Source organism: Pseudomonas sp. CK-NBRI-02, from assembly GCF_008124495.1.
Lineage (GTDB): Bacteria > Pseudomonadota > Gammaproteobacteria > Pseudomonadales > Pseudomonadaceae > Aquipseudomonas > Aquipseudomonas guariconensis.
Map to the genome: position 1 here is coordinate 347,558 of NZ_VSJH01000006.1, position 25,043 is coordinate 372,600.

Consider the following 25,043-nt stretch of genomic DNA (forward strand, 5'->3'; position numbering starts at 1 on the left):
TTCTTGCCCCCTACGCTTCGACCGCCGAAAGGTTTTTCCACTGACATTGATAGCGGTTTTTCGAAAACGACAGAGTCAGCACCCCTGTCTTCCCCTGTTCGGCCGCTACCACCCTTGCCAGCTCGGGAAGCACGTGTTCATCGATCAGTTCATCGATTTCTCGCGCCCCGCTTTCGCTCACACGGCACGCCGTTGCAATCGCTTTGACAATGGCCGGTTTAACGACCAGCTGCATATACCCTCGGGAGGCTTCACCGACGCGATCAACGATCTTGTCCAGTTTGAGCCGGGCAATTGCCATTAACTGTTCGAGGCACAGCGGTTGATAGACCTGTAGATTCACACGCCCCATGAAGGCCGGCTTGAACACCTGGGCACAGGCTTGGCGAACATGCGACATCACCTCATCGTCCGCACGACATTCAGTCAGCAGTTCCGATCCCACATTAGTGGTCATCACCACCCAGGCATCATGGAAACTCACGCGTTGCCCTTCGGCGTCTTCCATCCAGCCCTTATCCAGGACCTGGTAGAACATCTCGCGTACGTCGGGGTGAGCTTTTTCGAATTCGTCCAGCAACAGCACGCAGTGCGGTCTCTTCCTGACCGCTTCGGTCAATCTTCCGCCTTTGCCATAGCCTACGTAGCCGGCCGGTGCCCCTTTGAGTGCAGAGACCGTATGCGCCTCTTGATATTCGGACATGTTCAGCGTGATCAGGCTCTCTGGCCCTGAGCCATACACCTGTGCCAATGCCAATGCCGTTTCTGTCTTGCCCACCCCCGAGGGGCCGGCCAGCATGAACACTCCAGCCGGCTTGTCCGGTGCCTGCAGCCCCGCTCGGGTGATGAACAGTTTGCGGGCCAGCGCCTTCAATGCCGGTTCCTGACCGGCCACGTAGGTTTGCAGCTGGCCGAGCAACGTCGTTTCGCTGGCTTGCGTGCGTTCCTTGAGCTTGCCAAGCGGGATTCCGGTCCAGCCCGAAAGCACATGCGCCACGCACATCGCATCGACGTGGGCATGGACCATCACCTGCTGTTCATGCGCCTCGGCCAGGGATCGGCTGGCGGCATCGCCAGCGGGCAATCCGGCAAGCGTTTCTTGTACCCAGGCTCTTTGCTGCTGCCATTGCTGATAAACATCCTCTCGAGCTCGCTGGAGCCGTGCTTGGGTGTTGACAAGCTCCTCCAGCAGCCGAACCTCGCGCTTCTCGCGCGCCAACCAATCCCGATGGCTGCCCAGACTGGCCAGTTGTGCGTCCAGGTCTTCCAAGGCGTGCGGAACATGGGTTTGCGAGAGCGCGACCCGTGCACAGGCTGTGTCGAGCAATGCCAGGGATTTGTCGGGCAACTGGCGATCGATGATGTAGCGCGTCGACAAGCGCACGGCCGCTTCGATCGCTTCGTGGAGAATGGTCACCCCATGGTGCCGCTCCAGCAGCGGAGCGACATGGCGCAGCATCGCAATGGCGGATGTTTCGCTCGGTGGCTCGACCTTGATCAACTGGAAACGGCGCGCCAGCGCGGCGTCTTTTTCAAAGATGCTCTTGTACTCGGCCCATGTGGTCGCGGCGATGACCTGAAGCTGTCCTCGGGAGAGCGCCGGCTTGAGCATGTTCGCTGCATCGTTCTGCCCGGCCATGCCGCCTGCGCCTTGCAGTCGATGGGCTTCGTCGATGAACAGCACAACCGGTACAGGCGAAGCCGCAGCCTCTTCCACCACGCTTTGTAGCCGCTTTTCAAACTCACCTTTGACACTCGCCCCTGCCTGCAGCAGCCCAAGGTCCAGGCTGTAGACTTCGCAGTTTTTCAGGACTTGCGGCACGTCGCCGGCCGCAATGCGCTGCGCGACCCCTTCTACCAGTGCAGTCTTTCCCACACCGGGTTCCCCGACCAGCAGCGGATTGTTCTGGCGACGACGCAGTAAGACATCGATGACCTGGCGAACTTCCTTTTCGCGCCCAATGACAGGGTCAAGGCGCTGCTCACGCGCTTGCTGCGTCAAGTTGTGGCCATACGCCTTCAGCGCCCCGACTTCCTGTCCAGACGTCGGCTGCCCATGACCTTGGGTGCGCAACCATGCCACTGCCGCAGACGCATCGCAGGTAAGCCAGGCGCGCAGCGAGGCCACTTCCGGATGATGCGATCCGCTCTGTTCGAACCATGACGCCCAGCAACACGCCACGCCAATCGACGAGTGCCCCCATTGCAGACAAGCACGCTCCCAGGCGTCGTCCAAGACACCGACCAACGACTCGGAAAACACTACGCTCTGGGCATTACCGTCTGGTTGATCCTGCAATCGGCGTTTCAGCTCGACCTGCAGCGCCTGAAGATCTAGGCCGCAATGGCGCGAAAGCCCTTCAGCCAAGCGGGGCTGCTGGCCAATCAGCGCAAACAGAAAATGATCGCAGGTGATCTCGAAATGTCCGGCCTCGCTGGCACGCAAGGCTGCTTCATCCAGAGCCTTGCGCGCTTCGATCGACAACGAAGCCACCCGTGATCTCAATGTATCGTGCATAACCCGTAGCCCTTAACGTCGACACTGGACGGCGCTGACGGGCAGAGCCGTCAAATTGCCGGTGAAATAATTGCCATGCTGCTTTGCAGCATCTTGTAAAGCCGAGATCTGCCCCCGTACCGGTGCCATGGCCTGCCTTACTTGTTGCCAGGCACGCCATCGCTCCAAGGCGCGCTCATGCCCTTCCAAGGAAAAACGTACGAGAATCTCGTTGACGCCTTGCAGCGAAAACACCAAGGGATCGGCAGCCTCGAACGCCTCCAGCGCATAACGGTGCTCGCCGCTTGCAAGCTCCTGGAGAAATCGCGGCCAGGCATCGTCCCCAAGCCACTGGCGCTTCAACTCGCCTTGTGGAAACACCACCGACAAACTCACGCTCTGACACTGGCCCGGCGCCCAGCGAAACACACGCTCCTCGTACAGGTTTGCGCTGGTTAGCGCTGTGGTCTGCTTGCCGCAAGACAAACCGAGTTTCGTACCAATCGGCATCAGCGCTGCCCCACCAGGAATGGTGGCTGGTTGGGTGGTGACACGGGTTTCGAACCATTGCTCGCTCATCGCCGCGCCCAGGTCCTTCAGCCTTGCCAGCTCAGCTTGCTGCGCTGAGAGTTCATCTTGATTGCGCGTTTGTTCGCGCAGCGGCAGACGCTCCAGATCCTGGGAGGAAGTCGCACTGTTGAGCACTTGCAGGAACTCCGTCGTGAACGGTATCGCGCTGTCCTGCCAGTACTTCGGCGAAAGCCCCGATTGGCCGGGCGTCAGATACGCCAGGGCCTTGTTTTTCAAGAAGCCCTGGAACAATTGCCAGGCCATTTCCTCCTGGCGACGGGCGTTGTGCTGAAGCCGCGGGTCACTCAAGGGCTGCAGGACCTGGTTCTGCCAATGCCCTTCCAGTTCACAGGCCACGACCGAAACGGCATTGGCCGTCAGCGCGTCAACCTGTGTGCGCAACAGCTCCCAGACCGTGCCGCTGCCCTGCCCCTGGGCGGGCAACGCCATGTGTTCCTCAAGTTGGGTGAACGCCCCGTGCAACGCCTCCAGCACGTTGGACGCCGATTGCCCCTCACTTTCCGGATGAACGAACAACCCTTGCGCCGTCCTGGCCAAGTCTGTAGGCCGCAATGTCATGTTCACTGCCGCAGCAAGGTTGTCCCTCCATGCTTGCCATACCTCATGGTCCTGCTGGCTGGCATAGGCCTGGCTACGCGTGCTACCCCACTGTCGATAGAACCAACCCCGAACGCCTTTTTCCCAGACGAACAACCGCTCCTTCATGGTGGCCGGTCGCCACTGGGCCTGTAGGTGCGACACACGGCGCATTTCATTCAGCCATGTCTGGCTTTCAGCGCCAGGGATGGTCGCCAGCTCCGATACGGTGCGCGCGATAAAGCGGCTCGCCGGATCCTGCCCGTTGAGCAATGCCACACTCTCGTCGCTGGCAAGGGGGTGTTCTGCGTGTGCGTGAACCTGCGCGATCGTATCGCCGATAAAGGCCAGCCAAGCCTCCTGCCGACGCAAGTGCCAGGTTTTCCAGAAGGCTTGGAATGGCTGCCGATCGGCGCTGTGCAACGCGCGGGAGACCAAGGTGATTTCTTCTTGCACTGTTCGCTCGCCCGCCTGCAGCCACAGGCCCGACAGTTCGGTTTGCACGGGCCAATCTGGCCAAAATTGGGCAGACCGCAATGCCGGTAATGTGTCACGCCCTTGCAAAAGCCAAGTCCAGGCCGGGTCCTGCTCGACCCACGACAACAGTAGCGCGCGCTGCTCGGCCAACGGCAAGCGATGAGGGTTGCGCTGCCCCCACGCCCGTGTGATCAACAACACTTCCTTTGGGCTGAGTGTCTTGTCGAACGTCAGCGGATAGAAACGATTGCCCTCCCAGTGCAGCGGTGCGAGCACTGGCAATGCCTGCTGATCGAGCACCGCTTCCTGCAACAGCACAGCCGAGCTCAGCTGCAGGATCATTTGCCGTTTCTGCGCGGCGTCGGCCTGTGCGAACTGCTGTTGCCAGAGGACCTGGGCCGCCGACTGGTCGTTTTCGCGCCATCCCCCGGCCTCGAGCATCTGCCGCTCGAGCCGTGCCTGCCAATACCTCATCAACGGCACATAAGGCATATGCAGCATCGGCTGAGCGAAACCTGCATCCAGTTGCGCCAGCCGCACGACACTGACCGGCAACTTCGAAGCGGGGGGTGCGTCATACAGGCGATACGTCTTCCAGCCGCTCCACAGCAGCGCCCCGGCCGCCAAGGCGAATGCCACCGTAGCCAGCGACGGCCTGTGCACACCTGGACAACGTACATACCGCTCCCCTGCCGACGATTGCGCAGCCTGCAGCAAGCGCTGACTCAACAACTCTGCAACAAAATATCCCTGGCGTTTTTCTCCGGCTTGGGCCATTCCGGGCGCAGCCGTCAACCACACGCCTTTGAGTACCCCCGTGGCGTGGTAAGGGTCTGGTTCGCAGAGCGCGACCACGAAACGCAGCAGGCCGGGTTTGAGCGCCTGCACCCGCCCTGGCAATCCCAGGCGCTGCGCCGTGGCCTGGCCAGGCGGCGTGGCGTCCAGCGTGCTCAGGCACTGGGTCAGCAATCCGTCGCAGAGCGTGTCGAACAACGGCTCGAGAAACGACGTGTTTCGATCGACGACCGGTGGGCGTTCCCACTGGTAGCCCAAAGCGTGTTCACGCTGCTCATCCGTCAGCGTGCGCTGCCAGGCGTTGAAGCCTGGCAAGGCATCGATACCGGTAATCACGACATGCACCGGCAATGCTTGGCCGCAGGCTTTGATCAGATGTTCAAGCTGCTCACGCAGGCGACGCCCGTGTTCATGCAGCTGCACCGGAGAATGCGTCTGCAGTGCAGTGCAATTGATCGAGACGAGCACGCCTTGGGGTGGCCGAACCTGCCTGGCCCATCGCACCAGACGTTTCCAACTGCGCTGTGCCGTGGCATTGCCCGTTGAGAAATGACTACCGACGTCCAGCACACACAGGTGTTTGAAGAACCACCATTTCAATGTCCGGGTCGGGAGTATCCGTTCGCGCGTATCCAACTGGGACAACACGGGCAGTCGTGCGCTGTCGAGCAGCGTCGTCTTGCCATCGCGCCCACCTACGAATACAAACCAGGGCATTTGTGCACCAAAGCGATTCAAGCGCTTTAATGTGCGCGCCCCGCTTCGCCAATGCTCACGCAACAAGAAAACCTTTCGGGAAACTTGAAAGCCGGCGAGGAACCGATGCATACGCGGATGCCCGCGAAGTTCGCCGAACGCCACCATCAACAGGCGAAACAGCAGAATAACCAACAGCACACCGGCCCACATAAACAAGGCAGCAAACAACGAGCCCTCTCGAGCGAGTGCAACTAACGCGCACAACAAAAAGAGCAAGCCAGCCAGTAAGATCCAGCCGGAGGATGAAAGTATCTTTTTCATGTTTGACTACAAGAAGGTGAACAACAATCCAACAGAAACCATCGCCCACAAGACTGTCAGGGTCAGAACAAAACGATAACGCCATATCCAAAGATGCCGACGCTTACGCTTGATGCCTTGACGGTCGACAGGTGTTATTTCTGCGCAACTGTGTTCGGCTTGCCAGGCGTGGGGCAACGCTTGGCGCGCCGACGCGATACGTGCCCGTAATTGCGCCGGCTCAAGATGGCGATACTTGCCTTGGAATCCGAGCAACAGGCAAGTCAGATAGACCATGCGTATTTGGTGATTGCATGTGTCCAGAGCATCAAACCTGGCAAAGAAGGCTTCCCCGCCCACCACTGTTTGATAGTGTTCAGACTGCAGCAAACGGTCGCGCCATTCATGGCGCAGCGCCAACGCGGAACACAGCACCCATTCATCGACCCAGGCCATGATGGCAAAGCGCGAGGCATGTAGATCATCCTTGCCGACAAGAATCGCGCTGGCTTGTGCGGCTTCGGCCAAGTACCGCTCCACCTGTTGCCGAAATGCGGTGAAATCCCCTGCCGTATCCGCTTTTGTACTGGCAATGAATTGGATCAAGGGAAGGTAACACTCAACGACCTGCATCAATTCGCCCTGCATAAACCAGCTGAACGCTCAAATCATCGGGCGCGTATGCCCAGAAGAAACTGAGTTTCTGAAACTGTTCCGCCGTTACCCAATTCGGGTCACGGATATCAATTTCCAGATAGCATGTATCTTCACGCCTAGGCAGCTCTATAGGTGTTTTCTGACATAGGCGTAGCGAAACACCTGACAATGCATGCTGAATCAATGACTCCATTCTCTGAGGGTCGGCCAGCTTAGCGGTATCCAGCCCATGAACCATCGCCTCGTTGTCAATGAACCTGCTGCTTTGAAGTTTTATATATAAGCTCTTGGCTTGAGCGATCATTTGCCGATCAAGGCGGCTTTGATAAATCCCTCGCTCGTCCCGCTCGAAGGTGCGATAGGTATTCTTTTCCAGCGCAATGCTGTTGAGCAGCCTGTGCAAAACTCGCTGGACCTGCTCGAAACTTTCAAACAGCCGGTCGTGGTCGTACTGCAACGCTGCCGACGCATCGTGCTGCCACTGGCCCAAATGGTTGCAGTCATCGTTGAAGGTGGAGAGTTCGCCGACCAACTGGACCAACAGCAGGTGCGCCTGCCAGGGGTGGACACCTGGCGCACCCAGGTAGGCCTGCAACATCGGCAGCGCACGATTGAGCGAACGCATGACCAGGGTCAGCACCAAGGATTCATTGCTGACTTCGCTGGTGAGCCTGCATAACGAGTGTTTGAGCTCAGCCAGGCCCTGCGTACGCTGGGTCAGTTCAAAAAAGATCTGCTCGAGTTTCGAACGCAAGGCCTCGGAACTGTCCAGGACGATGCCAGGTGGCGCGTAGGTTTCGTCGACGACCACTTCATGGTCGCGCATACGCACACGCAACAATGGGAAGCACTGATCGCTCAATGCCTCCTGGCGCTCGTCGTCCCAGAGCAGACGCAGGCTGTGAAGGACACGCGGCACTTCGACTTCCGGGCCCTGGTGATACAGATCACGCATCGTGTGTTCGGGAGTCGCGGTGACCCAGCGCGTCAGTGGCTGCTCGCAGCCTTGCTCGAGCACGGTGACATTCTGTTGCTGCGGGTCGAGCCGGCGCAGCGCACCCCAAATGATGAACGGCTTGTCACGCTGCTTCCAGGCTTCGCGAAAACAGCGTTTTTGCAGATGACAGTTGCCTGGATACGCAAGGTACTCACCGGCGGCTGTCACCACTTCCAGAGCGTGAAACTCCACCGTGAAATCGAGCAAGGCGTGCGGGTTGACCTGAGCCTTGACGATCCCTGACTGCCACGGCTTGCCATGGCGCCAATGCTGCGCATGCTGCCAGCTTTGATGAAGATCCATCGACTGGAAATGCTGCGGTTGCAGGTAGAGCCCGGAGTACCAGTAAACGGGTAGTTGCGCCTGGATCATTGCCCATGCTCCTGTCGATCCGAGGAGGTCGGCAGCAGGTTCGTCGCGCCCTCGAGCTTCACCAGCGCGCGCTCACCCCACAACGTCGAGAAACGCAAGGTCTCGATCGATACCTTCCAGCCGAGCCATCCCCGCTTGATTTCAACCGGCACAGCAACCACCGCGGCCTGCTGGGCGCCAGGCACGGGATAGTAGCCAGCGATGACTGCGACGTACCGGGCGTTCTCGACACGGTTCACATGCAGGGTGGCCTGCTGGCCAGGCAAAGCCGTGAAACGGTCGATCGCAAGGATCTGCGGCGGCAATGCCGCACCGCTGAACAACGCGCGAGCAGCCTTTTCTGATGCGATGAGCGCGTTCAGGCTGTGTTGGTCACGCGCTTGCAGGATCAACAGCGATACCGAGTTGGCCAGCCCTTTCCAGGCATTGAGCGTCGGCTCTGTCTTCACATTGACCACGATGCCGGCCTCTGCATACCAGGGTGGCGATTGCTGCAGCAGTTTCTGGCGCTGCGCCTCGTTCAACGAACACGCGCTAGACAGACCCGCAACGCACAGCAGCACAAACCATCGAAGTGGACGCATCATGCTTGCGGCCCCTCCAGGACGAGGTTGATGTCCCTCAGGCAGTTCTCGTCGCGCACCATCTCCGTCAACCATTGCTGCAACGGCATGCTCGCCCAGCGCACCGCCCGGTCCATCAGCATCGGCACAGGACTGGAGGGCTCGTGCTGACGAAAATACCGGGCGATGTCCTGCATCTGGCTGATTGCGGCTTCGCGAGACTGCGCACCCTGCGCCGCACGTTCCGCCACACGCTCGGGGGATGGCGCCTGCACCTCTTCATCGCTGACTCCGAGCGGAGCAAACCATTCCAGCATCCGCGACACAAAAGCGTCCCACTCATCAAGCTTTTCCTGGGTTTTAGCCATCACGCTTGCGCCACTACTGGCCATGACCGCGGACAACGCGTAGGCGAACGGTTGCAACAGGCTGCGACAGTTCCTGACCTGCTCAAGCAGAGCATCCAATTGCGCAGCCTCCAGTTCCCGAACCACCCACAGACGAAATTGCTCCAGGCTGTATTCGTCCGGAGTGTTCGTCTCTTCGCTGCGCTTGAGGTGCTCATGACGAAGCACCTGCTGCCACCAAGCCAGCGAGCACTGCGGCGAGCCGGTCATCGAATGGGTTAGCAGCCATTGGCCAATGTCCCGATCCAGGCGACCGAACATCGCCAACCGATAAGGTTCGCCGTCGGCCTCCAAGGCCGGAAAGCCGCTCGCCCACCACTGGCGCACCATGCTTTCGAGCAAGGCCAGGCCTTGGGCCAATCCCGTCAGCCCTTGCTGGTGCATCCAGGCCTGGGTCACCCAGCAAGCGATCTGAAAGTGCTTGGAGTGCTCCCTGAGCACCTCCTCTCCGAGCAAAATGACTTGCTGCCAGTCGGCGACCTTGGCTTCGCAGGCCCACTCGTCCTCGGCCACCACCTCCTCGTGTTCACGCGCCTGGCGAATCTGCTCAAAGAGGCTGTCGTACTCGATGTCGTGCCCCGCCGGGGCCTCGGAGCCGATTGGCGCCATCAACGCCTGAATCCGCACGTTACGTTCTTCACTCATCTGCGTTGTTATCCAATCAGAACTTTCGGGTATCCCACAGCGATGCTGCCGCCATGCGCGCACTGGTCACCCATACGCGCGGCTGGCTTGCCGCCGATCAACACTTTGGCGCTGCCTTTGACGATGGTGTCCGCGGGCCCGGTGCAGGTCAGCAAGTCGCCGACCACCGCTGCGGGCATGCCACCGATCAGCACCTTCGGATTGCCGGGGCCGGTGATAGGCCCGCCGACATGGGGAATAGGATCAGCGACCGGGCAAAGGTGCATATCGCCCAGGCGTGCAGCTGGCTGGCTCATGGTGTGCGCTCACTATCCAATTTTGATCAGACCGCCATCGATGACCGTCAAAGCGTCACCCTTGAGGGTGATCTGCGGGGCTTTGAGAGAGATACCGGCAGGGCTGATGCTGATCTCGCTGCTACCCACCTTGATGACCACCTTCTCGTTGGACTCGATCAGGCACGCCTTCGCCGTACTGATGGTGCTGCCTGCCGTGCGGCTTTTTATCCGGTGCTGGCCATCGAACTCCTGGGTGCAATCGCCTTTTGCCGTGAGGCGGTAACTCCCCTGCCCTAGGTCTAACAGGTCATCGCCTTCCTTGATCTGCGTGCTTCGTCCTGTACCGACGGTGATATGGGCGGCATTGCCGAATTCGGCCAGCAAGTCATGCCGGGTTTTTAGCGAGAGGTCCTTTTCCGAGTGCAGCTGGATCAGTTCCGCGTCTTTTCGGTCATCGAACACCAGACGATGACCATGACGGGTATCGCCGCCTGGCTCGCTGCGCGTGGTGATCCCACTGCTGAGCTTTTGCGCTGGCAGCGGCACCGGCCAGCTATCGCGTTCGTTGTAAAGCGAGCCTGTGACCACCGGGCTGTTGGGGTTGCCCTGGATGAAACTCACCAAGACTTCGGTGCCCACTCGGGGCAGGCAGAATGCGCCAAAGCCTGGCCCTGCCCAGCCCTGGGCCGCGCGAATCCAGCAGGACGCGGAGTCACTCTGACGCTGCGCTTCATCCCAGTGAAAGCGCACTTTGATACGGCCATGTTCATCGACATTGACCGCCTCGGACGCAGGCCCCACCACGGTTGCCATCATCACGCCCGGAATGACCGGAACCGGTGTTTTCCAGTGAGGCCGCAGCTTGAGGCTTTTCGCTTGCAGACCAAGCCTTGCCGGCTCGGCCTTGATGTTGGCGGACCAGTTGTCGATGAACATCTCCATCGAAACCACACAGTACTCGCCGTCATGTGCAGGGTTTCTGCCCAGGCTGACCCGTTCTCCCACACTCATCCAGAATGCCATTGCATCGGCGTGCAGGATGCCCCGCGACGCGGCTTCTTCGTTGCGTACTTTTGCTTCGCTGTCAGCCCGACGCGTCCATTGCTCACCGTTGGGGTCCAGCACGGGCAATGCCGCGCTGTCGATCCAGCCGTGCACCGGCTCGACCGCTTCGGGCGGTGCCGGCGCCCACTGACTCGCGACCACCCCTCGAAGACTGTTGAGCTCCAAATCGCGCCATGTTTCCTGCCAGATCAATGTCGGGCCTTTGGCGCGTTCACAGCCGCCGGTATGGTCAATCAAGACAAGGTGGTGGGCATCGGGTGCATGCCGGAAGAAATAGTGGATGCCCGCACGCTCGAGCAGACGCGATATGAAGTCGAAGTCGGTTTCCTGGTACTGCAACCAGAACGGTTGTTCGGGGTACTCGCCGATCAAGTGCGTCGTCTGTGCGGACAACCCATACTCGGCCAAGATCGAAACCACCAGATCGACCACATTGATGTTCTGGAAAACCCGCAGATTCCGACGTTGTCGAGTCACCGCCAGTTGCGGAACCACACTGAGCTGCCAGCGGTGCTCCTCGCACTGATTGACGCTGCTGACATAGCCGTGAATGAAGCGGTCGATTCCGGCGGATGCGATCCGACAACTCACCAGGGTACCCAGCGCGTCGATGACGGGCTCACCGGGGTAGGCACGTATGGTCATCGTGTACTCGAACAACGAGGAAAGTGCTTCCCGCCCCTCGACCCGGTGGATTTCCCACCGTGCGTGCGCGGGTGAACTGAAGCTCAGTTTGGTGAGGATCATGTCACTAGCTCCCAGGGTAGTTTGATACGGCGCTCGACCTGCCCTTGACCGAGGCAAGCGCACATGCCCAACCGCCGCTTGCCCAGCACGGCAGGCAGCGGCATCGGCTCATGGATGGTGATTTCGATGTCGAAGCCAAGATCGGCCCCGACGAAGTACTGCAGGCAGCGATGCAGCTGCGCCAACGAGTCACGCCCAGGCATGAACGACTGCGCCTGCAGGGAACCCACCGGACCTATCGAAAGGGCAAAACGGCTTTGCGGCTCCCAACGCACGCCCCCCAACATCGGCGCATGGCCCAGGGGCAACTTCATTGCGCCCAGGGGCGACAGCGTGTATTCGCTGGCTGGTTGCCAACTACCGGTAAACGGACGAATCACCACTGGCACGTCGAAAACCTGCTGTATCCAGCTTTCGAGCACCGTGAGCGAGCGAACCGGCTGCGCCAGCAGCGACGCATAGCGGTACGACAACAATGCTTCGTCACGGGGGTTGTTCAGCACGCCGCTCAAAGCTCGGCTGGCCGTACTCAGTGGTACCTCGTCGCGCAGCTCTGCACGCGCATAGCACCGGCTTTTCTCCCAGACAAGAAAACGCAGCACCTGCAAGCGATGCGTGAACAGATCCAGAAATGCCTTGGCCGCACGCTCACCACGGGTGTAGTAGCGGTCGATCAGCCATTGGGTGTAAGCCGTCGGCAGCGCGCCCAGTGCCCCTACCAGACCACGCTGCCAAACAGTGATTCGCCAACGGCCCTCCACCTTGTGCGCATCACTGACTTCAGTGGGCGAGGCCTCCAGCGAGAGCGGGGAAACCATCTCCATCGAGTCTTGCAACAGCTCGTTCTTTCCCGCTGGCCGCTCGCCAGCAATGCGGTTCAGCAGTTGGCGTACATATTGGTAAAAATGCCGGTTGACCGCCGACAGCCTTACAGCCACGAAAGCCTCCCCGCCCTGATCGGCCACTGTTGGCGGGACTCCTCGACTCCCTCGATGCAGGTAGTCAAGCGCGAAAACCCATTGACTGGGGCATATAAGCCCAGCAGATGGTCAAGAAAACAGCAGAACAGCGTGTAATAGCCAAAGGTCCGGGCCTGGGTGGCGAAGCTGACCGTTATGCTCAGCCCACGTGCCGTGGAATGGGGGTCGCAGGCGATCAGGCGTTCGTGGACCGAGGTCATCTGGAGGCCCCGGACAAGCTCGATCGCTTGGCGAAAGCGTGGACAATGGCTCAGGTTGTAGAGCGATAAGCTGTGCTTGAGATACTGGCACCCCTGTTGATCGCTCAGCAGCAGATGATTGAGGGTCAACTGGGAAACCAACCGCCAGACCGAGGCCGTCCCCTGCGGTGGATGTACGGGGGCCGAGGGACGCGTCAGGGCGTTAATGGTCATCCCCGGCAGCTCGGCCGGTGCCACGAAGTCTCCATCAGGGTGCCCGTTGGCCATTTCCGTAGGCAGCGCGCCGTTAGTGCAAAGAATCTCCAGCATCACGACGCCCGAGGGCTCGGAGTGGGGCAAGGGACGGCGGTCGGAAAACGCGATGAACGTGCCGATGCCAGCGCCGTCCTTTCGCAGTAGCTCTCGTTGCACGAGCTGCCAATGCAGCCCCGGCCCGGCATCGACGTGATACCCCTCTAGGCCCAACAGTGGCGAAAGGATCGTCGTGACCGCTTCATCGCCTTTGACCTGGCGCAGCCTGACCGACTCGATGGCCCAGAACACTACGCTCTTCTGGTTTTTCATGTCCGCGATAACCGGATGTTCGTCGACTTGCGACTGCAAGGTGATCGGCTCTGCGCGGCATGCGAATAAATTGAGCGCTGGTGTGCAATTGATCTGGAAGTTGGCAGCACTCACCAAAGGTGCGATAGCAGCCAATGCAGGCGCCATCCAATTGCGCCGGAACGTGATTTCCCATTCCAAGGGCTCCGGCCCGGCAAGACTTGTCTCTTCCGGCAATGGCAGATCCAGGAAATGAAAGCGTTGCGCGAACTGCGCGAAGTCCAGCATCAGGCTATGGGTCGGCGCGGTCCGCGCCTGCTTGTGCAACAACAGCTCGTCTTGCTCGAATCCCACGTGTCGAAGGCGCTGCACTGGCAAATCGAAGCGCTTGCCAGCGTGACGCACCGTGATGTGCTGGACATGCGCGCACAACTGGGCCAGCAGGGTATGCACCAGTTCTTCGCTGCCCTCCAGCCAAACGCGCAGATGGTTTTCGCGGATGACACTCCCTGGCCAGGGTTGCACTGACAAACGCAACTGCCACGTATCATCCAGGTGTGACTGCGCAAGGCACGCGTCATCGACTCGGGCCGGCCAGATCCGCAAGGGGTAATGGGTCAGGAACCGACAGGTCTGCCCGTCGATGGGATTGCTCTGCAGCTCGAACCCTGCCGGGATGTTCCGCACCTGGGTCATGCCCCCTTGCTGGACATCCGGCTGAAACTGCACGATGCACGACGAGGGAAAGGATCTGAGCAGTTGTGGCGCAAGGTTTTGCATCACGCCGTTGGCGATTTCAGGGACATCCTCGTCCAGCCGCTGGTGCAGTTGCGCGGTCAACAGCGCGAACGACTCCATCAGCCGTGCGGTATGCGGGTCGTCGAAATTGCCTTTTGACATACCCAATGCCTGGGCGACACCCGGAAACCGTGGGGAAAAATACTTTCCCTGCTGCGCGAGCAACTGCAGCTCCTGGCGGAAATAGGACATCAAGTTACGCATAGAGTCTCTTCGTCTAGGGACGGATAGCTGCGCTATCGAGGGCATCGTTCCAGACGATGGAAAAAGCGATGTCTTCATCGCCGACGTCGGCGACGAACGAATAGGTCATACCTGCCGAGCACTGCTGCTGCTCGAGCAGTCGCACTTGGTGCATGCGGGGCTCGAATGCCAGGATCGCCTCCAGCAAACGCCGCCCAATTTCTTCCTGCTTCTGGGCAAGAGGCAAGCCATCGATATGCTCCAGCTGGATTCCGTACTGCAGGATGGTGTCTTCGCCACCTGGTCCGACAGGTGCTGCCGCCTTGGACTGCAGCACCATTTCCAGCTCACTGAGCAGCTGATGCAGCCATGCCTTTTCGTCACACGACACTTCGTGTTCGGTCAAACGAGACAACAAGGACACATCAGCTTCCCTCAGCGTGGACGTGCGTCAATGCTGACGAACACCCTTCTCCCAAGTGATGTCCTTCTTCTGCGCGCCATTGGCGTACTGAGTCTGGATGGTTTGGAAATCGAGTACGAAGCCCGCGACGTATTCACCCGAGGTTTCTTCGGTATCCAGGCTCAGGTCCTGCACGATGACATTGGTCAAGGTCACTTGAGTGAGGGGCTTGGCATTTTTGTCGTTGCGGTCCGCAACAGCGGCAATGACCACTTCCTTGATGGCTTCTTTTTTGTTGATGAAATGATCATGGATATCACCAGCCATGTTGTCCGACAGTGACAGCTGGATTGGAATGTCGAAGTACTCCGGCGCCTCGTTCACGGTCAGCGCTTTGCCATCGGCGGTACGCTGCATGCGGCGCACCATATGCAGCGAAGGGAAATTTCGCGCGGTTGCCCAGGTACTGAAATCGCTTTTGTTCATACCGCCAATCCCGTCAAGGTACACGGCGACTGTCTTACTCATCGTACTGCTCCAGTGGTTGGTTGATTAAGATGCCGAGGCAGGAAGTTCTGCCACCAGGCGAAGCGAGAGCGTGAGCCCTTCCAATTGGTAATGTGGTTTCAGGTAGGCCACTGCGCGGTACACGCCGGGAGCGCCCGCGACTTCCGACACTTCCACCCGGGCTTCACGCAACGGCCGACGCGCCTTGAATTCCGCAGAGGCGGAATCGGACGCCAACACGTACTGGTCGATCCAGGCCTGGAGGTAGTCCTGGCATTGTTCGCGAGACATGAAACTGCCCACTTTGTCGCGCACGATGACCTTTAAATAATGGGCAAAGCGGGACGTCGTCAGGATGTAGGGCAACTGGCTGGACAAGCGCGCATTGGCGTTGGCGTGGTCGGACAGGTATTTGCGCGGCTTGTTGACTGAGGAAACTGCGAAAAACGCAGCGAAATCGGTGTTCTTGCAGTAAATCAGGGGAATGAAGCCGAGGTCGGCGAGCTCTTTCTCCCGACGGTCGGAAATGGCCACTTCGGTTGGGCATTGAAGCAAGCGCTCGCCGCTCTGCGCCGTGTAGGTGTGGGCCGGCAGGGAACGCACCAAGCCACCGCCTTCGACACCGCGGATATTCGCGCACCAACCGTACTCTTCGAATGCCTCGACCAACCGGCCGGCCAATTCGTAGGCTGCATTGACCCACAGGTAGCTTTCATCCGGGCTGTCCTGGAGATGGCGCTCCTCGAACTGGAAGGTTTCGGCAGTTACCGTTTTGCTGCCGTAAGGCAAACGCCCGATGACACGCGGCAAAGTCAGGCCGACGTAACGCGCGTCGTCGCTCTGGCGGAAGCTGTTCCAGCGGGCGTAGTCGGTGGTGTCGAACAGCTTGCCCAAGTCGCGCGGTTGAGCGATATCCCGATAACTGTTCATTGCGAACATGCCTGGCGCCGCGGCACTGAAGAACGGCGCATGGGCCGCAGCGGCGACATGGGAGATCTGCTCGAGCAACTGGATGTCTTCTGCGGTGTTATCGAAGGCAAAGTCGCCGACGAAAGCGGAGAATGGCGTTCCGCCATAGGTGCCGTATTCGCTTTCGTAGACAGCCTTGAACAAAACGGATTGATCGAAATCCGACGCCGATTTGAAATCCTTGAGCAGTTCGCGCTTGGTGCAATTGAGCATGCGCACCCGCACGTTTTCCGTCACGCTGGTATGGACCAGTTTATGCAGCCCCGACCAAGCCGACTCTCGCTGCCTGAACGCCGGCGCCTGCATGATCAGGCTGACCTGTTCGGAAAGCAGCTGGTCGATCTGGGCGATACGTGCCTCGAGGCTCGAGACCAGATCGCTGGACAGCATGACCGAGCCCGCCTCGAGCTCCCGGAAAAAATGTGTCAACTGCGTGCGCAACTTGCCACGGTCGGACTCGCGACGGATGGCGTTGGTGGAATCGATGATTTCGTCGAGCAATTGCGTGGCGACAGGTTGGGCGAGCTGTTCTTGATGGGCTACCTGCGTCATGCGGTTTCCCCATCGTCGCCTGGCTGCCCTTCGGGGCGTTTGCCTTGCTCCAACGCAGCACCAAGGCGCTCTTTCAATTGGATGTTGCTGGCAGCGCGATTACGCAGCTCGCTCAGCTCGTTGCGCATTTCCAGCAACGCCTTGAGTTCAGGAACGTTCTGCACGACCTGGTCGGGCGTGAAGTCCTCCATGGACGAGAACGTCAAGGCCAACGCCATTGCCCCCTCTTTACCGGGCAGTACGCTGTCCACTATCACGTCAGCGCAGGGGCGCAGGCTGCTCATCACCTCGTTGAAGTTGTCTTTATCGATGTTGATGAAACTGCGCTCGCGAAGATCGTTATCCTCTTCTGCAAATTCACCTACCGCACCAATCACCAGCGGCAACTCTTTGCTTTGTTCAGCGCCCCCTGTTTCTACGTCGTAGGTAATTTGCACGCGCGGCACGCGCACCTTGCCGATCTTCGATTGTGTTCCGGACATAACTACGCTTGATTCTCAACCATGAACGATACTGGTCTGCCCGATAAATCGCCGTTCACTGTGCGGTCATTAACCAGGCAGGCGCTTCAAATGCGCTACAGGGCAATCGCCCAACGCATTGAGTGCTGGAGATGATCGTTAGTTAGTCGCCCCCGAAGAAGACGGACAATCCACAAAACTTGTAAGGAAACCCTTATACAAGGAGGCGTGACTGCTGCGTGCTGAACGCGTTCGCACAAAAGTGCTAGAGCACCTGCGCATCGAAGATGAGCGTTACCGTCCCTGCGTAGGTACTGCCGGGGTTGGTCAAAGGACCGGACGTGGTCAGGCGAAACGACAGGTCGCGTGTGATCTGAGCGGGCGCTCGCCCACCGGACCATCTCCCAGCCGCCAGGTGGCTCCATTGAAAGGCGCCCCCAGCCCCTTCGGCGGCAACGGTGCACGCACCACGCTGCACGAGCCTTGCACATCGCGTGTCGCAACCGGGCTGTTGCTGCCTACAGGACTTTCGGCAGTCACGATCGCGTACTGCCTGATATGCATGGGCACGGGCCGTTTCAGTCTTTGAACGCCAGTTCCTGGCGCTGCCCTCCTTCGAGCAGCTCGAAGCGATACTCACGCCCTGGCTGCTCGGGGAACTTGCGCGTCACACCGGGCAAGAGGTGATGCTTGGTGCCTGCAACGCATTCGGTGCCGTTTCTAACGCAATGTCGGAAGTTGTCCAGCACCACCGTACTGTTGCCCTGGTTCGCCACCACGAAGTCCGCGCCCTCCCGATGCATGGGCGTGCGAAAGTGCGCGCCTTGAGGGCGAACGAACAGCAAAGTGCCATAGCCTGCCAGCAATTGAACGCCGGCCTTGAGGGTATCGCTGTACTGTTTGGCCTCTTCCTCGCTGATGGCGAAGCCATCGTTCTTTTCCGGCAGCACAGGCACGAAGCGCAGGCGGAAGTAGCGCTCCTTGTCGCGCTCACCGCGATACAGCAGGCGCACGGCCTGCATACCGCGCGCCGGCACGATCAGTCGTGCGGGGCTGGCGATCACGCCGCGCTGCTCCAAAGGCAGTTGCTCCAGGTCCACTTCCTTTGGCACCCCGTCTGCCCCGTAGACCAGCTCGGCGACACTGACCTTTACGAAGGCCGTGGCGTCCCCGCCGTTGTAGATACGTTTGAGCAGGGTGCTCTTGCCATCGTCCAGGTAGTCGTAAAGACCGCCGACGTTGAGCTCGGGGCCTGCCTTGGCCACCAGTGGTACCAACAACAGCGCCAGACACAGCGATTTGAACCCGTGCATTTTCAACCTCCGATTTGCTAAGCACATCCTTGGCCTGCGGCCTCGATACCGCAGGCCGCATCTCATGAATCACCTTTGGGTGCGTTGCCGCGATCGGCCAGACTGCTGGTGCGGCACACTTGGTCGCCCGCCAGCAGCACATCCCCTTCACGCTTCAAGCTGCTCACCGGCAAGCTGAGCAGGCAGCTCACCGCACCGGCCTGGCGAATTTCCAAAGTCGGCGTGGAATGGCTCATTTCCACCGAGAAGAACCCATCGACTTCGCTGACACCGCGGCTGGCATGGTTGATGACATGCGCGCCACGCATGGGTTGGCCTTTCTCGTCGAGCAGCCTGCCAAGCACCGTGACCGTTCGCATCACATGCAACTGGCGGTACTCCACGCCCCCCCGGTTGAGGTGATAGTCCAGGCTCGACGGCTGAATGACAGCAGCCGGAGCATCGTCACCGTCGAAATCGAACTGCACATGACCTGACTTGAACGCCGTGACTGGGATGATGTTGCGACCTGGACGCAAATTGGCGCTGCTGCCCTGCTGGTCATCGGCGCGCAGTTTCAGGCCATCGACATCGGAGTCCACATCCACGATCAGACCCGCCTCATGTGTCAGATACTGGCCGCTCATGGCCATCTTGCCGCCACCGAAGGCCGTGATGCTCTGCAGGTTCAGGCCGGCGCTGAGCTTATTGTTGAGGGTCGAGGTTTGCGCATATGCATCCCCGTACAGGCTGTCGCTTTGCAGTTGGGCATTGCCGCCGAAACCGCTGCCGTAGCGGTCGACCGTCGTGCTGATGCCCAGGCTTTGCACAGGGCCTGCGTCCACATCCTGCTGATAGGAGACCGACGCGTGCTGGTCGCTGCGTCCATCACGGGAAGTGCGGCTGCCCAGGCTGGCAGCGATACGCTTGCCTGGCCCGCCCAGGTTCATGCTCAGCGTCAGGTTGACGCCACGGCTGCGCGCATCGCCGCTGCTGGCGGTACCGGGGCGGTCGAACACCGAAAGACGCCAGTTGGTCTCCGAGCCCAACATCTTCCCGAAGAACGCCCAGCCCAAGTCGATGCCCGTACCACTGGCCGAACCTGAGCTGTGGGACAGACGCAAGGTGGCACTGCTGCGCTGGGTGACCCGGTGGCTGAGCGACAGGCTCGACTGACTGCGTTGCTCCTGCCGGGACGCCTCGCCTCGATGGGTGCGGCCGGTCTCGACCCACGACTGACTGTGACTGAGGACCATAGAGCCTTGGGCGTAGGACTGGATGAGCTGCATGTCGTAGCCCGTGCCACGATCCTCGGTGTAATTGACGTTGCCATAGAGTTTCAGCCGTTCCAGGACATCCCAGTCCAGCGAGGTGCCGTACTGCAGCGCCTCGTCCACTCGCTGAGCGGACAGACCAAGCACCGCACGCGGATGCAGCAGGTAATTGCTCATGACGCCGGCGCCGAAGCTGTCCTGACGTTCATAGCCCCAGTTGTTCAACAGGCTGGTTTGCTGCCCCAGGTAGGCGTTGTAGCGCCAGCGGCTTTCCGGGTTGCGCCAATTGGAAGGCTTGTAGATGAACGCCTCGGTACGCGAGGTCTCCTGACCGTCTTCGAGCAGACGCACTTCCACCTCGTAGATGCCACCAGGCAAAACGCGGGTATCGAGGGTTTGCAGACCCGGCTGCACCGGCTGGCTGTTGATCAGCACGCCGTTGCGGTAAATCTCGACGATCCCCTGGCGATTGGGCGTGACATAGATCGGCGTGGAGCTGGGCTGGCCGTTGTCGATCAGCAGACTGTCACTGCTGCCGAACATCAACCCGAGCGTGGTATCGGGCGCGTTACCCAGTAACGTGGGCTGACGCGTCAGGCCCTGGGCGCCCGGGGTGAAGTAACCCAGGCGGAAGAAATTCTGTTCGAGCAGACGCTCGGCATAGAGCTGGTCCATGCGATAGCGTGTGCCCGCCTGGCTTTGGCTGACACGGTCGGCCTGGGCATCGGCGACCGCGGTCCAGTTGCCCAGACTGCCTTGGCTCTGGAAGGCGACGCGGCCGGTGGTGTCGTCACCATCATGGACAAGGTTGAGCTGGTTACGCACCAGCAAGCCCATGCTGCCGCCTTCGGGCATCTTGTGATAGCGCAACTGTTGCGCATTGTTTTCGGCATTGGCCGTGACCAGCGAGAGCTGGGAGTTGGCCAGGCTGTAATGGATGGCCTGCAATCCATCTGGACAGTTGCGGGTGCAGTCTCCGAGCAGGCGCCCGGCCTGCAGACGCTCCTGCCATTGACGCCGGACCACAGGCGACTCCCGGCTTTCCTGGGTATCGGTGAACTCGAGCAGTTGCACGCGTTCGTCGCGGGTCAGGATCACCATGGCGTCGCCCAGGTAGCGCCCATCGAGCTCGACGCGAACCGCCAGCGGCACGTCGAAAAAATGCGCCTCGAACTCGCGCGGCAACCCATCGAACTGGCGAACCACCGAAGGTGGGACCTGAGATTCGGCCCAGGTCTGCAAGGGCATCAGGCAGGTGCTACAGACCAACCAACCGCGCAGACAACGGTGAAGTGCAATGAAATGGAACATGACTCTTTCCGCAGGCAAAGCCTACCCCCTGCCACTCGAAGAGCATCGAGCAGCGGAGGGAGGCAATGGAGAGGGAGTGCGGTGTGCCGCAGAGAGGGATCAGGCGCCGCCTGGAGCTTCGCTTTCGAACATCATGTTGACCATGCCCTGGTAGGAGCCTGCCTTGTAACCACCGGCTGGTTTCACCGCGCTGACCACGAAATCCATGGTGGTGCCGGCAGCGGCCTGCTCCTTGGTCAACAGCGGAACAGGCGTAAGACCCAGCGCCTTGCCAGCCAGGGTGACGTTCAGGCCGAATTTGTCGATACCGCTGACGACCTCTGGCTGGTTGAGCAGGAAGGCGGTCACTGGACCGATGGTGCTCTTGGCCTGGAACTGACGACGAATTTCGCTGAAGTCCTCACGCTGCGGGTTCCAGGTAAGCGCTTGCGGATCGTCCATCCAGTTGCCGACTGGCTCGACATAGAACTTCTCGGTCGGTACCTGGGCAACGACCTGGACCTGCTTCTCGATCGTCTCGGCGGCTGTCACCGAACCTGCCGCCAGCGCCAGAAAAGGGATAGCCAGAAAACGCGCTTTCATTCCATTCATCTCCTTGAAAAATCTCAAATGTCATCTCGGCAATTCGCCGCTGACGGAGTGAATTATCGACATGCGCTGTACGTGTATATGCAGGACCGCTCCGAGCGTACTGTGGAAATTTCAGACGGCACTCAGCCTGGAAAACCGTGGGTTGGCATCCTTGCCAATTGATGCTCCAGCTGCATCATCATTCGGCGTAGCGCCTGGACATCGCTGCGCAGGCGCTCGACATCCAGCGGTTGCGCGGCACAACTGCGCTCGAGCTGTTCGCAGCGGTCGTACAGTCGATCAGCCCGGGCGATTCTCGCCCCGCCCTTCACGCGATGGGCCAGCTCCGCCAACGCCAACGCATCGTTGCCCACAGCCTCCAGGCGCTGCAGGTCTTCTCGGTTACTGCTGCGCAGGTCACCCAGCAAGGCCTTGAGCGCAGCCTGGTCCCGGTTGACCAGACGCTGCAGGTGTTCGAGGTCGAGCATGGGCTGCTCTGCGTTTTGCTGGCGCATGCCATCGGCCAGTGCCCGTTGCAGGCTATCCAGGCCGAGGGGCTTGAACAGGCAATCATCCATGCCCACGGCACGACACCGCCGGCGCTCGCGCGTCATGGCGCTGGCCGTCAGGCCGATCAAGCGACAGCGCGACCTGCCGCTGCGACGCTCATGTTCGCGAATGGCTCGGGCCAAGGCATAGCCGTTGAGCTGCGGCATGTTGCAGTCGCTGATCACCACATCGAAGTGCTCCTTGAGCCACAAACGCAGTGCTTGCGAGCCATCCTCGGCCACCCGGGCATGGTGACCGAGAAAGTCCAGTTGCTGGGCCAACAGCAGGCGATTGGCCGGATAATCATCGACCACCAGTACCCGCAAGCGCAGTTCCCCCGCCAGGTCCGGAGGCGCATTGGCGGGCAGGGCCTGCTCACGCTCAGGTGCCAGTGCCAGGTCAAGGTTCAGTTCCACGCGCGTTCCCTGCCCCAGGACGCTATGCAACTTGAGGTCGCCGCCCATCATCTGGCAGAGGCTGCGGCTGATACCCAGGCCAAGGCCGGCGCTACAGCGGGCCGATTGACGCTGATTGCTGGCCTGGCGGAAAGGCTGGCCGAGCGCATCCAGCTCTGCTGCATCGATGCCGATACCGGTGTCCTCGACATGCACCTCGACCAGCAGCCTCGTTTCATCCTGCAAGGCCCGCACCCACACCCGCACATGCCCTTGGGCCGTGAACTTGACCGCATTGCTCAACAGATTCGCCAGCACTTGCTTGAACCGCAGCGGATCGAGCATCACCTGCGTATCGACCGGACCTTGCGTGTCCAGGAGCAACTCCAGCCCTTTACCCTTGGCCTGTTGGGCAAAAAGCTGCACGACCCGGGCAACCTGCTCATCCAATCGAACCCGCTCAAGCACCAGTTGCAGGTGCCCGGACTCGATACGCGTGATATCGAGTATGTCGCCGATCAGCTCCAGCAGGCCGCGTGCCGCATCGCTGGCAACCTCGATGGCCAGCCGATCGAGTACCCCTTGGGCCGCCTTGCGCTGGGCCAGTTCGAGCATGCCCTGCACCGCATGCAAGGGCGTGCGGATTTCATGGCTCATGGTGGCCAGGAAGTGGGTCTTGGCCTGGTTGGCTTGCTCGGCGTCCTGCTTGGCACCCCGTAGTTGCAGGTGCAGGCGCCGCAGATAACGCACCCACAGCAATGCCATGGCCAGCAATACGACGATCACGGCAAAGCCTGCCATCACCTTGGCCCGGTAACGCGGCCAGTTGCCGTCGGCGACGATCATGGGGTTGCGCCAGCGGCGCACCAGCGCGTCGATTTCCTGTGGTGCCAGGCTGAACATGGCCTTGTTGATGATGCCTTGCAGCTCTGTCGCGCCGCGAAGGCTCGCCAAGGCGAAATGCACAGGCGGCAGTGCCAGGCTGGCGCCGATCTTCAAGCGTCCCGGGTACCAGCGGATGATCAGCGGCCGGGCGTCGTCAAGTGACAGCACGGCAGCGGCGGCCTTGCCTTTGGCCACGGCGTGCAGCGCGTCCAAAGGGGTTGCGACGTTCAACTGACGAAGCTTCGGATGGTGCTGTCGCAGTTCGTCCTGCACAGCGCTGCCCTGAACCAGCGCCAACCGCTGCCCCTGCAACTGCGCAAGCGCTGTCGGCGCCTGGGGTTCATCGCGCGTCACCAATACCCGCGGTGCACTCAGGTAGGCACGACTGAAGCTCAAATATCGGCGCCGTCCGGGGCTATCGGGCAAGCCGGCGATCAACTGCGCCTGCCCCTGGCGCAGTTGATCGATCATTCGCTCGATGGTACCGCCAGGCCGAACATCGAACTGCAAACCGGTACGACGCTCGATCAACTGCAGGATGTCCAGGCTCATGCCTCGCCAGTTGCCGTTGGCGTCGTGATAGCTCAACGGCACCAGATGCTCATCGGCCAATACCGTCACGCGCGGGTTGTCGCGCAGCCAGAGTTGCTCGGCGACACTCAATTGCAGAGGCTCGGGATGGTGACTGTCGATCAACGTGGGCCGCCAGCGCTTGCTCACCTCAAGGCGCTGGGACACCGAGAGGCTGTCCAGAGCGATATCGATCAGATCCGCCAACGGACTGGCGCCCTCGGCCATGGCAAAGCCGAGCATCTGCTCAGGCAGACTGGCACGCCCAACCTCCTCGAAGCCACCAGACTCATTGCGCCCCAGCACATAGCGCACACCCAGCGCGCTGCCCAGGTAAAGGTCCGCCTGGCCAAGCGACAGCGCGGCCAAGGCGCTCGCCGGCGAAGGAAAGGTTTGCAGTTGGGCCTGGGGAAAGGCCGCCTCCACCTGATCCGGTGCACGGTAGCCGTCGACCATTGCCAGCCGCACAGCCTGTGTGGTGTCCAGGGGCGCACGCACGCTCGGCGCCAACAAGGTGGGCGCATCGCTGACATAAGGGCGGGACAGCCGCAAGCCCTGGGCCTTGGCCTGTTCCAGTGTCATCGAGCCAAGCAGGTCGATATCCCCCTCGCGCAAGCCTTTGATTGCACCGTCCAAGGACGTGTACACCTTGACCTTCACCTGTAGCCGCAACTGTGCAGCCAACAGGCTGGCGTAGTCGGCGGTGATACCTTCGAAAGACAAGCCTGTGCCCAGAATTTCGAACGGCGGGTTCTCTCGATCGATCACCCCAAGGCGCAAGGTGCGGCGCTCCCACAACCAACGAAGCTGTCGATTGTCCAGGTCCGGCCGCGCACCTTCGGAAAAGGGATGCGTGTTGAGTTGTGGAGCACCATGGGCGACGGAGACGGCGATGCAATACAGCAACGCCGTCAGTAAAAGACGTAAGGGCACGG

Annotated in this window: 18 protein-coding genes; all 18 read right to left on the reverse strand. The window is 60.4% G+C overall.

The window, feature by feature from the left end; genetic code table 11:
• Window positions 1-10 precede the first annotated feature (10 nt).
• The 18 genes from tssH to DQ397_RS06210 all read right to left on the reverse strand — a co-directional run bounded on the left by tssH (window position 11) and on the right by DQ397_RS06210 (window position 25,041).
• On the reverse strand, window positions 11-2,518 hold the full coding sequence (tssH, locus tag DQ397_RS06125) for a type VI secretion system ATPase TssH (protein ID WP_043206621.1): 2,508 nt from the start codon (window positions 2,516-2,518) through the stop codon (window positions 11-13).
• Between the two features lie 12 nt (window positions 2,519-2,530).
• A complete protein-coding gene (locus DQ397_RS06130) occupies window positions 2,531-5,653 on the reverse strand; it encodes a type VI secretion system protein (protein WP_178113774.1) in 3,123 nt (1,040 codons plus the stop codon).
• Between the two features lie 309 nt (window positions 5,654-5,962).
• On the reverse strand, window positions 5,963-6,583 hold the full coding sequence (locus DQ397_RS06135) for a DotU family type IV/VI secretion system protein (RefSeq protein ID WP_080642040.1): 621 nt from the start codon (window positions 6,581-6,583) through the stop codon (window positions 5,963-5,965).
• Window positions 6,555-7,961 (reverse strand): type VI secretion system baseplate subunit TssK, encoded by a 1,407-nt coding sequence (gene tssK / locus DQ397_RS06140; RefSeq protein ID WP_043206623.1) that lies wholly within the window; start codon window positions 7,959-7,961, stop codon window positions 6,555-6,557. The genes DQ397_RS06135 and tssK overlap by 29 nt, the downstream gene beginning before the upstream one ends.
• Window positions 7,958-8,548, reverse strand: coding sequence for a type VI secretion system lipoprotein TssJ (gene tssJ / locus DQ397_RS06145; protein WP_178113776.1), 591 nt, complete (start codon window positions 8,546-8,548; stop codon window positions 7,958-7,960). Before tssJ ends, tssK begins: the two co-directional genes overlap by 4 nt.
• Complete coding sequence (gene tssA / locus DQ397_RS06150; protein WP_043206624.1) at window positions 8,545-9,576, reverse strand: type VI secretion system protein TssA; 1,032 nt, start codon at window positions 9,574-9,576, stop codon at window positions 8,545-8,547. Before tssA ends, tssJ begins: the two co-directional genes overlap by 4 nt.
• Before the next feature lie 8 nt (window positions 9,577-9,584).
• Window positions 9,585-9,872, reverse strand: coding sequence for a PAAR domain-containing protein (locus DQ397_RS06155; protein WP_043206625.1), 288 nt, complete (start codon window positions 9,870-9,872; stop codon window positions 9,585-9,587).
• A 12-nt stretch (window positions 9,873-9,884) separates the two neighbouring features.
• On the reverse strand, window positions 9,885-11,729 hold the full coding sequence (locus DQ397_RS06160; RefSeq protein ID WP_148921512.1) for a type VI secretion system Vgr family protein: 1,845 nt from the start codon (window positions 11,727-11,729) through the stop codon (window positions 9,885-9,887).
• Complete coding sequence (gene tssG, locus DQ397_RS06165; protein ID WP_178113777.1) at window positions 11,663-12,604, reverse strand: type VI secretion system baseplate subunit TssG; 942 nt, start codon at window positions 12,602-12,604, stop codon at window positions 11,663-11,665. Before tssG ends, DQ397_RS06160 begins: the two co-directional genes overlap by 67 nt.
• Window positions 12,595-14,391, reverse strand: coding sequence for a type VI secretion system baseplate subunit TssF (gene tssF / locus DQ397_RS06170; RefSeq protein ID WP_043206627.1), 1,797 nt, complete (start codon window positions 14,389-14,391; stop codon window positions 12,595-12,597). Before tssF ends, tssG begins: the two co-directional genes overlap by 10 nt.
• Window positions 14,392-14,404: 13 nt before the next feature.
• The gene (locus DQ397_RS06175) at window positions 14,405-14,794 is read right to left on the reverse strand and encodes a GPW/gp25 family protein (protein WP_043206628.1); all 390 of its coding nucleotides are present in this window, start codon (window positions 14,792-14,794) and stop codon (window positions 14,405-14,407) included.
• A gap of 27 nt (window positions 14,795-14,821) precedes the next feature.
• Window positions 14,822-15,301 (reverse strand): hypothetical protein, encoded by a 480-nt coding sequence (locus tag DQ397_RS06180; protein ID WP_043206629.1) that lies wholly within the window; start codon window positions 15,299-15,301, stop codon window positions 14,822-14,824.
• A 24-nt stretch (window positions 15,302-15,325) separates the two neighbouring features.
• Entirely contained in the window at window positions 15,326-16,801 is a 1,476-nt protein-coding gene (gene tssC / locus DQ397_RS06185; RefSeq protein ID WP_043206630.1) for a type VI secretion system contractile sheath large subunit, read from the reverse strand.
• On the reverse strand, window positions 16,798-17,283 hold the full coding sequence (gene tssB, locus DQ397_RS06190) for a type VI secretion system contractile sheath small subunit (protein ID WP_043206631.1): 486 nt from the start codon (window positions 17,281-17,283) through the stop codon (window positions 16,798-16,800). The genes tssC and tssB overlap by 4 nt, the downstream gene beginning before the upstream one ends.
• Window positions 17,284-17,840: 557 nt before the next feature.
• Entirely contained in the window at window positions 17,841-18,575 is a 735-nt protein-coding gene (locus DQ397_RS06195) for a pilus assembly protein (RefSeq protein WP_043206632.1), read from the reverse strand.
• Window positions 18,576-18,637: 62 nt separating this feature from the next.
• Window positions 18,638-21,139 (reverse strand): TcfC E-set like domain-containing protein, encoded by a 2,502-nt coding sequence (locus tag DQ397_RS06200; protein WP_052352346.1) that lies wholly within the window; start codon window positions 21,137-21,139, stop codon window positions 18,638-18,640.
• Window positions 21,140-21,238: 99 nt separating this feature from the next.
• Complete coding sequence (locus tag DQ397_RS06205; protein ID WP_043206633.1) at window positions 21,239-21,721, reverse strand: CS1 type fimbrial major subunit; 483 nt, start codon at window positions 21,719-21,721, stop codon at window positions 21,239-21,241.
• Window positions 21,722-21,852: 131 nt separating this feature from the next.
• The gene (locus DQ397_RS06210) at window positions 21,853-25,041 is read right to left on the reverse strand and encodes a transporter substrate-binding domain-containing protein (RefSeq protein WP_238556590.1); all 3,189 of its coding nucleotides are present in this window, start codon (window positions 25,039-25,041) and stop codon (window positions 21,853-21,855) included.
• Window positions 25,042-25,043 lie beyond the last annotated feature (2 nt).

Bases quoted from the DNA above. Each gene is read 5' to 3' on its own strand.
- tssH (WP_043206621.1), bottom strand. From the start codon at position 2,518: ATGCACGATACATTGAGATCACGGGTGGCTTCGTTGTCGATCGAAGCG.
- DQ397_RS06130 (WP_178113774.1), bottom strand. From the start codon at position 5,653: ATGCCCTGGTTTGTATTCGTAGGTGGGCGCGATGGCAAGACGACGCTG.
- DQ397_RS06135 (WP_080642040.1), bottom strand. From the start codon at position 6,583: ATGCAGGGCGAATTGATGCAGGTCGTTGAGTGTTACCTTCCCTTGATC.
- tssK (WP_043206623.1), bottom strand. From the start codon at position 7,961: ATGATCCAGGCGCAACTACCCGTTTACTGGTACTCCGGGCTCTACCTG.
- tssJ (WP_178113776.1), bottom strand. From the start codon at position 8,548: ATGATGCGTCCACTTCGATGGTTTGTGCTGCTGTGCGTTGCGGGTCTG.
- tssA (WP_043206624.1), bottom strand. From the start codon at position 9,576: ATGAGTGAAGAACGTAACGTGCGGATTCAGGCGTTGATGGCGCCAATC.
- DQ397_RS06155 (WP_043206625.1), bottom strand. From the start codon at position 9,872: ATGAGCCAGCCAGCTGCACGCCTGGGCGATATGCACCTTTGCCCGGTC.
- tssF (WP_043206627.1), bottom strand. From the start codon at position 14,391: ATGCGTAACTTGATGTCCTATTTCCGCCAGGAGCTGCAGTTGCTCGCG.
- DQ397_RS06180 (WP_043206629.1), bottom strand. From the start codon at position 15,301: ATGAGTAAGACAGTCGCCGTGTACCTTGACGGGATTGGCGGTATGAAC.
- tssC (WP_043206630.1), bottom strand. From the start codon at position 16,801: ATGACGCAGGTAGCCCATCAAGAACAGCTCGCCCAACCTGTCGCCACG.
- tssB (WP_043206631.1), bottom strand. From the start codon at position 17,283: ATGTCCGGAACACAATCGAAGATCGGCAAGGTGCGCGTGCCGCGCGTG.
- DQ397_RS06195 (WP_043206632.1), bottom strand. From the start codon at position 18,575: ATGCACGGGTTCAAATCGCTGTGTCTGGCGCTGTTGTTGGTACCACTG.
- DQ397_RS06200 (WP_052352346.1), bottom strand. From the start codon at position 21,139: ATGTTCCATTTCATTGCACTTCACCGTTGTCTGCGCGGTTGGTTGGTC.
- DQ397_RS06205 (WP_043206633.1), bottom strand. From the start codon at position 21,721: ATGAAAGCGCGTTTTCTGGCTATCCCTTTTCTGGCGCTGGCGGCAGGT.